The sequence below is a fragment of the Candidatus Cloacimonadota bacterium genome, assembly GCA_012516855.1.
Lineage (GTDB): Bacteria > Cloacimonadota > Cloacimonadia > Cloacimonadales > Cloacimonadaceae > Syntrophosphaera.
The window spans coordinates 67,041-79,005 of the sequence record JAAYWB010000058.1 but is presented as its reverse complement, the minus strand read 5'-3'; the positions used below and the strand labels follow the sequence as shown (position 1 = coordinate 79,005).

Genomic DNA, 11,965 nt, shown 5'->3' with positions numbered 1-11,965 from the left:
GTATTCACCTTGAAATGCCCTCCCCTGCCGGGAGGGGTTGAGACGGCGCGGGCGGCCGCGTAATTGCGGCAAGCCTTGAAATGACCTCCCCTGCCGGGAGGGGTTGAGACATTCTGTTATACTCTGCGTTAATCATACGGATTTTCTTGAAATGACCTCCCCTGCCGGGAGGGGTTGAGACAAATTTTTTCATTCTCCTTACCATCGGGTAAAACTTGAAATGACCTCCCCTGCCGGGAGGGGTTGAGACTTTCCGATGTTCGGATTGACACGCTATACAACGTCTTGAAATGACCTCCCCTGCCGGGAGGGGTTGAGACTCGAGGATCTTTTCAATGAGATCCTCTTGTTCTCTTGAAATGACCTCCCCTGCCGGGAGGGGTTGAGACTCTCCTTTTTTTTACTTGAGTATTGTTTTTTGAACTTCTTGAAATGACCTCCCCTGCCGGGAGGGGTTGAGACTCCGGGAGCACAAGTAGAACCGAGGTTCGAAAGTTTCTTGAAATGACCTCCCCTGCCGGGAGGGGTTGAGACGAGAGCGGCCTTCTCCCCTTCCTGCTGAGAGATTTTAACTTGAAATGACCTCCCCTGCCGGGAGGGGTTGAGACGAGAGCGGCCTTCTCCCCTTCCTGCTGAGAGATTTTAACTTGAAATGACCTCCCCTGCCGGGAGGGGTTGAGACTTTATGAAACATTTATTTTCAAGACTTATTGATTTCTTGAAATGACCTCCCCTGCCGGGAGGGGTTGAGACTATAGCTAGCTCACTCTTCCTCGTCCATGGGAATGGGCTTGAAATGACCTCCCCTGCCGGGAGGGGGATGATTCACGCAATAGAGAAGTTGGAGAAAATCAGGGAAAAGAAAAACCGCCGCGGAGCGACGGTTTATGAGGACAAGAGTATCAGTAGGTTCATTCAGGGGCTGGCAGGGGTTGGGGTTCCGTGCACAATGCCAAGATATTCTTTCATGCAGACCCTTTCCAGGGGCAGCCAGCCAGCATCCGTGATTCCGGCGATGGATTTAGTGAGGTTGAAAAACTTGCTTGTGTTCAGGACCCTTTGTTCGAAGTCTGCCAGAGTGTTCCAGTCAGAGTCCCCTAAAGCCAGCAACGCCGCGTCAAGCTTATCTTTGGCAATGCCCAGGAAATCCATAATTGAGCCGATGAGTTGTGGATCGCGGGGGATGGGTTTGCCGCTATGGATGAGGTCATTTCTGAGATTGGTTATTTTCTGGTAGTGCGGATTGGGTTCAAAACTCCTTCCTGAATCCCCTTTTTTCTTTTTGCTGGGCTCGTAAAGCAAATCACCGTATTGGGGCAGGAACTGCACAGCTTCGGGGACCTCAAAGGCGTTCCAGACCTCGTTGAATTTGGCCACCACCGCTTCATTTTCAAACAGGACCACGCTGCCTTTGCCCCTCAAACGGGGTAAGTAATCGGAAAGGATGGTGTTTTTTATCAACTTATAGCCGTGATGAAGCTTGTTTTCAGGCAGGTCGAGCAAACCCAACAAGGCGGCCTCGGTCAGGCATTTCAACCAAACCAAAAGGCTGTTGTAGTCATTTCGATAGAGGGCGGTCATGATGAGGGTGAAGAAGTTTGAGAACCAGTTTTGTGGATCTGATTGTTTCGCTTCCAGTGAAAGGAACAGCGTTTCCATTGCCGCGATCTCACTGTCCCCGAAATATCCCGGTTTGGCTGCGCGGGCTTCTACAAAGAGATGTTTCACCATCATCCAGTCCATCTCCAAAGCCGCTCTGTTCATGGACGAGTGCAATTCCAGGAACATGTCCTGAGGGTTGATTAGATTCAGATGGCCGCTGTCCGCGGAGGCGTAGAGGTGGACCATGTCCGGACGAGGGATGAGACTGGAGAGCACCTTGGCAAGGGATTTGTTCAGGTTGGGAAATCCTCCATAGGAGCAGAGATAGAGGGTTGAGGAACCCAACTCTGCCATATATTGCTTCAGCAGGGCCAGAAACTCAAAATCAAAGAAGTCGGCCCGGTTGATGTCGAAACGGCTCAGGTCCCCCGGGGAGGGATTATCCGGCAGTGGAGGCAGGCTGTCAAAGTAACCGGCCGAACCCAGTTTGAGGATGGTGATTTCGCCTATGTGCAGGGGCAGCAGGCCGGGATGGCCTGAAAGAAGTTTTTTTGCCAGTTGCGCGGCAGCGTGAGTGAAGTCCCCTTCCGCCTGTTCCCTGAATCTGTCAGCTTTGCTTTTAAGGACCATCGGATCAGCAGAAGAAACCAGCGCTTGATCCAAAGCCTCAGCCAGGCGTTCCATGGCTGCCTCTCTCCAGGTGGCAATCAGGAAAAGCCTGTCGATCAGGGTTACACCGCGCGCAGCAAGGTCACTCAGGGCCTTGTGCAGCTTTGGCAGCGAGATGGCATCCGGCGGGCTGGACAGCTTCTCACCCTTTTTAGCTTCGGGAAAACCGTCATCCAGAGTGAAAGGCATGGATGTCAGGTCCGGCTTGGAAAAGTCCTCCTGGTTGAAGGGTATCCTGAGTTTCTCCGATTTGTGAACGAATTGAACATCAGCCAGCCCGATCTGGGCAAAAAGGACTACCGGCATCAGTCCTCCGTGGCCGTGCGGTGCAGAGCCTCAAAGAACCTCTGGCTCCATTTTCTTTCCTGTAGAATTGTACCGGTGAATCCAGCTATTCTGGCCAAGGGCACAAAAAAATCATTGGTCAGGCAGGCGGATTCAAATTCAATGATTTTATCCAGGTTGTTGTCTTGAAGATTTGCAATCGCTCTGGCTATGTCTTTAGGATTGATTCGCATGAATGTTAACAAGTCTTGCGTGTCCTTTGGATAAACAGGCCTGCCTTTGTGCAGGAGGTCATTGCGGATATTGCCAAGCCTTTGCCACTCCAAACTATCTTCCAGCGTATTCGGGTTCACAAAGAGGCTGATGTAATCCTCAAAAGCCTTCCTCAGTTTTTCCTCATCCACTTTTCGGATCAGGATGAAGAGATGGATCGACGTATCCTCTTTTTTTCCTTGGGCATTTGGGAAGTGAATTACCCTCTTATCCTCTACTTGTATCTTTTCCCAGAGAACGCCCTGCTGGTCTTTAAGCAGCTTCATATACGACGATTCCGCCATGCTTTTCATCCATACGATAACTTCATTCATGTTCATGGAGTAAAGACCCCTGAAAATCAGGGCTGCAAACCCTTCGAACCATCCTGCCCGGGAAGCGCTATAATTCATGGCTTTTCTGATCAAAGCGTTTAATCTGTCGAAGTGGTCGGAATCAGCGCGGCCTTGGTTTGAATTCTGGATTCTTTCACAATAATACAGAGCTGTTCCCAAATCAAGCCGCAAAACGTTGTCATTCATTTTCTTCAGCCAGGTCAGAAACCTACCCTGAAGCCGGTTGTCAATCTGGTAACTCAGGTACTCGCTGGTGAAGATGCGTTCATAAGTCGCGTAATTCACGGCGCTTTGCAGAACATTGTCCAGAGCACGCTGCATCATGGGCATGCCTCCGGAATGCGTGCCCAGATAGATGCGGGAATTCTCAAGACTGCCAAAATGAGGTTTTAGCGCTTCATACAATTCATACTCAAAGAAATCCAGGGTATTGATGTCGGCTTTGCCAAGCACTTCCACACCGGCTTTTTTCCCGGAATCCAATTTCAGGATGGGGTCGAATGAGCCATACAGACCCAGATCCAGCACCCAGACATTATCTATGGAAATCCCCAACATGGGGATGTTGTTGGCTTTGATCCGTCTCTGCATGAAATGAGCGGTTATGCTGGTCGCGTCATTCCTGGCGTGATACAGAATCCCATCTTCCAGATAGTCAGCCAGCTCCACCCATTTTGGATCTTTTTCTATTTCCTCTATATTCGCGTTCCAAGCATTTTTTATCTCCTCAAGCTTGGGCAATACCTTGGAGCGGTTGGTGGCGATCAGGAACAAGCCATCAATCCTGGTTATCCTCTTTTCATGCAAATACTCCAAAGTTTTACAAAAGATTGGAAATGTGATGCCTGTGCGATACTGGCGTTCCAGCCTTTCATCTCTTTTTGGTTCCTTGAATGATTCGGAGAGGTAAACTGAGATGCTGTCCTGTTCCTGGGGATCCAATTCTGCAACCTTGATGGGCTTTCTCCTCTTGCCAACCGAAATCTCATAAGTGCCCTGCAGGTCGCGATTCCCTATTGTGAAGAATAGATATCTTTTCATCGGAATTCCTCCATCCCTATTTTGCCTTCATACCACAACATTTTCGGTCTCCGAACGCGGTTATCCTTTTGAAACATCAATCCTCTTATCAAACTGTCCACGGGTTCTGGATCAAGGTTTTCGTGCTCGACATTCATATTCCTTTCCCAGGGGATCATACTTGATATTATCGGCTAATTTTACATTTGCTTTGAGGAGGTTCTCACAGACACTGAAGTCGATTTTAGGTGGTAGCGGGTTGATATCGTCGACAGTGATTTTTATGACCCCCCAACCGAAGTTCTTGCCGTATCCGATCTGATGGCTGCGGATCTTATCAGGCAGTTTGTCCTTTGGAATTGTGGCATCAAAATCATTTTCCCCTTGATGAAGCGCAAACAGCAGATAGCGCAGTTCATCGGGTAGCAGGTTTTCACAATGGCATTTGAAGCGGAAAACCGGGTAGAGTTTGCCAGGATCATATGAAGCGACCTGCTCCAAAACATTGCTTTTGTCTGCGGTGGTTTTGGGGCAGGCATAATACCGTCTGTACACCTTTCTCCCCTTCATAACAATGTTATCATTGGTCAGTTGATCAAAATATTCTGGGGTATCCTTGGGTTCCCCAGCCAGTTTAAGATCGTAGCCCCCAATGGTTCCCGTTTCTGGAATATGAACTGCGTAGTTGAAGTGCACCTTGGCCGCTTTTGCGCTATGATCCTGCCAGTATCCGCCTTTATTACACATTTTCTCAAGCAGTTTCTCCTCGTTTCTATCAAGGCTATAGCCGAACATGCTTCTCAGGATACCCAGTTTTTTCTTGTTAGCATGCGTTAACTCTCCAGATAAAAATGGATAGTATCCCTTGATGGCAGAGGTTATTGGCTTGTCTCTTCTTATTCTCATTTTGTATTTGGGTTGTTTGAAGTCTAGTTTATTTATCCTAGTCATTGGTATCTGCAGCAATTGGGCAATGAAATTGCTGATGCATCCTTTTAATGAGTAGGGGCTGACAAGCAGGGTTTCTTCATCCAGCAGCAAAGGATTTATGGTTCCACATCCATCCGTATCTATATCCGTATGCTCGTTTCCCACCAGTAGGTGGTTGAGTACGTACAGACTGCATTTGATTTCACCGGTAAACAAGTCATTCCTCTTGTTTTCGTTGAAGTAAACCAAATCCACAAGCTGTCTTGCTGGATCCTGTTTCACTGGCACAAAATCATATTGGGGATTCTTCGGCTTTTTTGGTTTGCTACCATTTTTGCCGAATCGGCTTCTATCTCTGCTATAGTTCCTCATGGTACAGCCTCCATTCATTGGTTTCGGGGTCAAACAGATAATCAAAACTGTCGGCCAAGTTTTCCAGAACTCCCAAGCCAACGGCAAAGCTATAGCGGCTTTCCCCTTCCCGGAGAATGCTGCGGTATGACCTGAGTTTGTCGTCGCTGAATGCCAGAGTGGATTCATGGGCCAGAAAAACATAATTATCCCAGCGCACGAGGTGCAGCTGGCGACTGCTGTTGTACAGGAACAGCTCATATACTGATTCCATTTTGTCCAGGACGGGAGTCAAGTCCTTCACTGAGAAAACGTGGGGCAGTTCAGGCTTCCAGCCTTTTGTCTCTAGCATCTCAGTATAGGACTCCGCGTCCCAATCCCTTTCGCCAACAGCCCAGAGACCGGGATTTTCCGAACAGTACTTCCTGATTTCATCGATGTTCATGGTTTTGTAATACATTCTTCAATCCTCCAAAGGGGTGATAAAGACCTCGGGATGGCAGGCCTGGGCGCCTAGGCTGAACAGCCGTTTGGCAGCCAGGTCCTTGAAAAAAGTGACGAAGCTTTCAATATCTGACAGCTGCGGATCATCAGCGTATGCTCTGATTTCTCCCAAAAAAGCCGTCCTAAACAGCCGTTCCTCGTTAAACTTCGCTTGGGTGATGATCGCCCGGGTAAACTCATCCTCAGCATGGCGCTCGATCGTGAGCAAATGCTTGGGCTGGAAATCAACCGCGTACAGGTCGCTGAAAAAAATCCTTCCCGCGGTTTCACCTTCCTGGCCGAGCAGGTCTCTGAGCCATCCGTCTTTGCCATGGTATTTTTCCACATAAAAGGAAAGGGCTCCTTTGAGGGATGAACCGGGAATGAGCAGCTTCTGCCCATCATGTAGGAAGACAGCATCCAGAAAGGGGTCGATATCAGCGTTTTCATCAATGACCAGCCGGTAGCTTATCTCCCCTTCGCCAGCGCGAATCAGAAGGGCGTTGGTTCCGTATCCGTCCGGTTCGTCTCCCACCTTGAGTTCCACTTTCCATTTCTTGAAAACCTTTTTTGTAGGCTTGGGCAGATCCGGAGTTCCGGCTGGAAGCACCGCATCCACCAGATGAGCCCAACCCATGCCGGAGGAGGTATGGGCGCCGATAAACAGTCCTTCATGAGCCCAACTACCAAGAACTTCACACACGGTGTCCAACAACTGGTCCGTTTGGGGGATATCGGCCTTCTTAATGTTGACACCCCGGGGGTTGAGGAAGTCCTCCTGATATGAATTGAGATCCAACTCAAGCATGGTTTCAACCTGCAGAGGTTTGCCATCCCAATGCGGAGATATCTGCCAGTGGGCGAATTTCTTCCCATCTTCGGCACTTTTCAACCTGCGATCGATCTTCACATGGTCCCGCACCATCAGATTCGCGTTTGCCAAAGTCGCTGAACGGAATATCAGAGGAGAAGCATGGGTAGCTCTCCGCTGTTCATCTTTCTCGACTTGCCTGGAGCCTTGTAGCTTCGCATACTCCTCGCTGTCACGTCCTTTCAGCCTGGCCAGGCGTTCAAAGAAGAGGCCCGCGAAGGTGGAGCCAGGGATCAGATACTCACCCGCGCCGTTTTGCAAAACCTCGGAGGATCCGGTTTCCGGGGCCAGGGTTCCACTACCGATATGCAGTGCCGTATCGAACTCAAATGTCAGTTTCAGGCATTTCCTGTTCATCTTTTCTCCTTCTTGTTGCCATATTCCTTCAGGGCAAGACTGAAAGCTTCCTTATACTTGCGATCCTCACCCAAATATTTGTCAAACACGGGGACGATTCCCTCAAAGTACTTTTTGGTTGTATCCTTGGAGGTTCCTTTTATCAGCCAACTGCGCATGAGTTGGGGATCAATGCCCCTCTGCATCATCTGGAACAGCCTGAGGCACACCGTCTTGACACCCTTGGCTTCATCGGTTTTGATTGCCTCAAGTTCTCTTATGATCTCATCTTTTTTCTTGTGCAGTTCCTCATGCTGCTGGGCCAAAGGACTGGGCTCGGGATTATATGTAACTACCTTGGTCTTACCGGCATTGTTCTGAAGCAGGTCGAGGTTGACAACCACCCGTCCGTAGCCCTCATTACTGCGTTCTCCCAATCCATGTTCCTCAAGTTTTGCCAGCTTTTCAGGCAGGTCTTCCGGGTTTTCACAGCCAAAAACGAATACGCTGCCCTTTGAAATCGCCTGAGCCGGGAAGCGACGCACCCCAGCAAGGCCATGGTAGGCATGTATGATCCTGGTGGAGGAAAATTCTTTCTTCAAAACCAGTGTGCCCGCGGGCAGGCCCAGGATTTCATCCAGCAGGCGGGGATCGAGACTTCGGCTGAAACCAAGTTTGGCATCCCTGATTATCACATCAGAGACGCATGTTAGGATGAATCCGCCTTTGTGAGACTGGCGTGGAGGATCGATTTTGGCCGAGATGTGGCAACAGCGGGCAATCTCAACAGGCTTGCTCCCCCTGCCCACATGGAGATACCGAATCCTGTTGGCAACTAATTCCAGAGCTTTGATAAATCTTACGGCATTTTCGGAATCATCGAATGAGATGACACCCAGAAACCTATTGCCCTTTTCCAGGCTGTCCTGGGTAAGAAGGGAATTCTTTTCAGTTTTTTGGGTCCTGGAATCTATTGCGTTGCGCAGTTTCAAGTTTTGCGAAGGCTTGTGGAACCGCCAGTTGTTTTCCCCACAATAAACAATGTAGCCGCCCGCAAAACTCTTGCTGGCTGAATCGTCTGTCTTGTCATCCGATGATTTGTCGCAGCTCAAAAGCGTTTCCAGCCTGTCCAGTCCTTCCGGCTTGAAGCACCAGTGAGGCCGATCCTTGCGGACGTTTTTGTACATATCGCTAACTTTCCGACTTCTGGCCGACATGGGAACGGGGCAGACATAAGGCACAACCCATTCCTCCCGGGACCTTTCCAAAACATCAACTGCCTCGGGAACAGGGTACAGGTTTTCCACCCTGCATCCACCGCCCAGCAGGTCCAGGTTTTCGGGGCAGGCAGCTCCAACTGCCACTCGTAGCATTCCCAACACGCTAGTCCCGGGAATGTGGTCCAGGGTCAGAAAATGGTTGCCCTGTTCACCCGCGCCAGCAATAGTAGTGTCATCCTTCAAACGCAGCAACAAGGCAACTTTCCCCGTTGGCTTGTCCGACCCGGACACAAATTTAGGGACTGGCGGTTCGGCTTCGGGAAGGATGTCAATCTTCACCGAGCCCAGTCCACGACGCCTGTAGCTGCCCAGCCAGGTGATGTTGCACAAGCCATCCTCCAGGAACGAGCGCAAGGATTTGGAGTTCTTGTCATGGGAGTTGTAGGATAGACATCCATCAAAGCAAACACCTTTTTTGACGCATTCGATACTCCTCAGGGATCCTTTTGCAGCAGTGCGACTTTTGTCATCTATGGCGGTAAAGGTGTGGATAATGTAATTCTCTTCACCCAGAGTGTTAGTATCGACATCCACTGTGATATCGGGGGAATTCTGCCCGCTGAAAGTGAACAGCATGCGGTAGTATCCCCTCCATTCCTTTTTTTGCGATCCCTCTGCTTGGCCGCACAACTCCAGGAGCGATTGCCTTAACAAGCCTTTGAAGGTTTCGCTACTGATGGCAGGGTTGCCTTTGGCATCTTTGATTGCCCCGTCGTCGTAAAGTCCTGCCTTATTTATGCCTTCGCCCACATGCAGGTCTTCAAGCGTGGTTATGCGGAATCTGATCCAGATCATTTTTCCTCCTCCGGGATTGTGTCCAGAAGCTCTATCACATCCAACATTTGTGAAAACTTATCCTCCTTCAGCCAGTCTGACGTGGGATCTAACAATTCCCTGATAAGTCCCTGGACATGCTTCTTTCCTTTGTAAATCGAGGTTCGCAGCATTTTATATTTGTTTTTGCCCGCATCTTCTGATTCATTATCTTTGTTTTGGGCAATAAGATAGGCAAGGTCACCTGCTTTATCGAACAAATCCAGTCCCTCGCTGAGAGTGTAGGGTTTGCCTGAAAGCACATCCGGAAGTCCCTCCTGATAACCTATCAGGTAGTCCTTCCTTCTTATTTCCCCAATCGACAGGGGTTTGGTGGAATAGAGAATATGCCAGTCCAACGCGTTGGACGGCGGATTGGTTTCCCTGGATTTAACTTTCGCCGAATCCAACAACGATTCCGCGAGTTCATTGGCATGTGAAAAAGGATAGCTGTATTTGAAGAAGGCGATGCCCATGGAGAAACTGGCCTTGTTCAGATATTCCAGCTCAGATTTCAATTCCCGCAAGAAAAAATGGATAAATTCAGGCAGGCAAAGCAGCATGATGTCGTCACCACCCATCATCAGCATGATGAAAGGCGTCTTCTGTTCTAAGGCGTGCTTGTTGTATTTTTTGAAGAGGCTATTGGTTGCATTTTTAACAGCTAAATGCATCATCCGCATCATCGCCTGTCTCTTTTTATACCAGAAATGCTCCATTTCGGCCAAGGCCTCTCCGACATTTTTACCCTGCAGACTGTTCTGGAAGTCCAGAAAGCCTTGTCCGACAGCGTTCCCGTCCAGCTTGAGAAGCGCCAGCAGGTTGCGCTTGGGGGTCAAAGAGAGCTTGCAAAACTCCTCAAAATCTTTGAACTTGTCCCCCATGTTAAGTGACTCAATTACCTGTTGCCGCCAAGATGACAGCTGATCTTGGGTTCGGTTCGCGTAGAATCTGTCTGCCTGTTCTTCCAAGGTATGTTGATACTCGCTAGGCTCCCTTTTTTCATCACAAGGGGCAGCGTCTGCGGAGATGGGAAGGTTTCCGTCCGCCGACATTTGCAGGAAAGGGTTGCCAGGGACATAAGTGTCAAGCCTATCTCTTATCTCGGTCATGGCCGTATCTGAAAACAGATTGGTTTCATCCTTTTTAGCATGTGGATTGAACTGAGCGCCAAGATTGATCTCTGAAAGGAAAAAATCAAGCATCAGACCGGGGCACTTTGTTCCTGCTCGCCGGGCTGCCTCACGAGCAAAACGCTCTGCGTCATCCACGGTTTGGAACAAGGCCTCAAAATGCCCGCCGGAAGCTGAAACAATGCCTTGGTTGAAATTCAACCAGGGATTGTCGGGATTTTTGTTGGAATTGAATTCCTCAGGTTTCTGAAAAGGAAAGTCCAATTCGATTATTCCATACTCTCCCTGCCGTTTCAAATCGAAAAAGTCATGGGAAAAAAGTTCCCCAACCAAGCTGTTGGCCCCAAGCATATGCTTAAGTTTGGGAGATTGGAAAATAAACCTCTGCACTTTCCGCGAAGCGATCTTCACACTGTAATATGCCATTAATCCTCCATATTTAGACCTTACACAAGGGGAATCCACCAAATCAAGGTCCCTTGCATAGGTTTTTCATGCTTTTTAGAATTAGCCTTCTCTGTCAACATATTTTTTTCTGCTTCAAGCTAGGCATCATTCCTGCCTGCGTCAAACGAAGCTTTCTTCATTAACTAGATGGCCGCCATCTATGGCATCGGTTCAATACTTAACTTATTCATTTATCGAATAGCTTTATAAAATAATGCAGTAACACCACCGCTACCAGCACACCGAGTATTTCCATGATCGCCACCCCCTGGGCAATGAAACCAAGCATCTTAATGATATTGAAGCATCAGCTTAAACTCATGTTTTCACTCAAGCCGGTTGTCCTTGTATCAGCTCTAATATCTCTCTTCGGAGGGTTCGAGGTCCATGGCTCGGCAGTTCCCCGTAGGCCTTGTACGATTCCCCGGGGGTGAGGCGAAGCTGCTCCCGGGCCAGGGCTCTCGTTTCCTCGGTCACGTCCTGACTGGAGGCAACCCCGGGGGGGGGTGAGCCTTGATTCATGGAAAAGCTCAACTGATGCATTTGTTGCAGCTGCGCCATGATGGCCATGAATCTGAGCAGGGAGTTGAGTTGGTACATGTTTCCTTCTTTGATTATTCTGGTTGATTCTGGTTATTCAGGTGTTTGGACAGCCAGCGACGCAGCAGGGCAAGCGCTACCAAGGCTGTTAGTGTAGCCAACATTTTTTTGATCATGCGGTTGTGGCCTTGCGTTTTTTTCATGCTTCTCTCCTTCTGGTCCTGCTTAAGCCTCGAAGCGGACGCTTTGCCCGGGTGGTCATTGACCCGGTTTCATCCAGGATAACCCCGGTGTAACTGGCGTTCCGGATGGATCGGTCAGCTCTTGACGCGCTTTCCGATCTCTTTTTCCAGAAGGTCTTTCAGGACCTTCAGACCGAAGCCCACAGCCACGATCAGGAAGTCTTTCAAGATCTTTCTGCCCATTATGAGTCTCCTTAATATTTCTTGTTCACCCAGTCTTTGATGGCGGCCTCAGCCACCTTAAATGCCACAGTCAGGATGCCGGTAAAGATAATTGTGAGAATCTTCTTTTTCATGAGGCTCTCCTTAACGCCTTCAATTGTCTCTGGCTTTGGCTAAGCCCGTTCAGCGGGCC

7 protein-coding genes and 1 CRISPR repeat array are annotated in these 11,965 nt (G+C 49.2%); all 7 genes read right to left on the bottom strand.

Annotated elements, in window-relative coordinates; translation table 11 throughout:
* Window positions 1-8: 8 nt before the first annotated feature.
* Window positions 9-826: a CRISPR direct-repeat array (repeat unit 36 nt; unit sequence CTTGAAATGACCTCCCCTGCCGGGAGGGGTTGAGAC).
* 89 nt (window positions 827-915) lie between these two features.
* The 7 genes from GX466_05785 to GX466_05755 all read right to left on the bottom strand — a co-directional run bounded on the left by GX466_05785 (window position 916) and on the right by GX466_05755 (window position 10,807).
* The gene (locus GX466_05785; protein NLH93717.1) at window positions 916-2,577 is read right to left on the bottom strand and encodes a hypothetical protein; all 1,662 of its coding nucleotides are present in this window, start codon (window positions 2,575-2,577) and stop codon (window positions 916-918) included.
* Window positions 2,577-4,205, bottom strand: coding sequence for a hypothetical protein (locus tag GX466_05780; GenBank protein ID NLH93716.1), 1,629 nt, complete (start codon window positions 4,203-4,205; stop codon window positions 2,577-2,579). Before GX466_05780 ends, GX466_05785 begins: the two co-directional genes overlap by 1 nt.
* A 111-nt stretch (window positions 4,206-4,316) precedes the next feature.
* The gene (locus tag GX466_05775; GenBank protein ID NLH93715.1) at window positions 4,317-5,486 is read right to left on the bottom strand and encodes a hypothetical protein; all 1,170 of its coding nucleotides are present in this window, start codon (window positions 5,484-5,486) and stop codon (window positions 4,317-4,319) included.
* A complete protein-coding gene (locus tag GX466_05770) occupies window positions 5,473-5,925 on the bottom strand; it encodes a hypothetical protein (GenBank protein NLH93714.1) in 453 nt (150 codons plus the stop codon). Before GX466_05770 ends, GX466_05775 begins: the two co-directional genes overlap by 14 nt.
* 3 nt (window positions 5,926-5,928) lie before the next feature.
* Entirely contained in the window at window positions 5,929-7,176 is a 1,248-nt protein-coding gene (locus tag GX466_05765; GenBank protein ID NLH93713.1) for a hypothetical protein, read from the bottom strand.
* Window positions 7,173-9,230 carry a hypothetical protein gene (locus GX466_05760; protein ID NLH93712.1) on the bottom strand — a complete coding sequence of 686 codons (2,058 nt, stop codon included), beginning with the start codon at window positions 9,228-9,230 and terminating at the stop codon, window positions 7,173-7,175. Before GX466_05760 ends, GX466_05765 begins: the two co-directional genes overlap by 4 nt.
* Window positions 9,227-10,807, bottom strand: coding sequence for a hypothetical protein (locus GX466_05755; protein ID NLH93711.1), 1,581 nt, complete (start codon window positions 10,805-10,807; stop codon window positions 9,227-9,229). Before GX466_05755 ends, GX466_05760 begins: the two co-directional genes overlap by 4 nt.
* Window positions 10,808-11,965: the final 1,158 nt, after the last annotated feature.

Coding starts and splice junctions, on each gene's coding strand:
- GX466_05785 (NLH93717.1), bottom strand. CDS start 2,577: ATGCCGGTAGTCCTTTTTGCCCAGATCGGGCTGGCTGATGTTCAATTC.
- GX466_05780 (NLH93716.1), bottom strand. CDS start 4,205: ATGAAAAGATATCTATTCTTCACAATAGGGAATCGCGACCTGCAGGGC.
- GX466_05775 (NLH93715.1), bottom strand. CDS start 5,486: ATGAGGAACTATAGCAGAGATAGAAGCCGATTCGGCAAAAATGGTAGC.
- GX466_05770 (NLH93714.1), bottom strand. CDS start 5,925: ATGTATTACAAAACCATGAACATCGATGAAATCAGGAAGTACTGTTCG.
- GX466_05765 (NLH93713.1), bottom strand. CDS start 7,176: ATGAACAGGAAATGCCTGAAACTGACATTTGAGTTCGATACGGCACTG.
- GX466_05760 (NLH93712.1), bottom strand. CDS start 9,230: ATGATCTGGATCAGATTCCGCATAACCACGCTTGAAGACCTGCATGTG.
- GX466_05755 (NLH93711.1), bottom strand. CDS start 10,807: ATGGCATATTACAGTGTGAAGATCGCTTCGCGGAAAGTGCAGAGGTTT.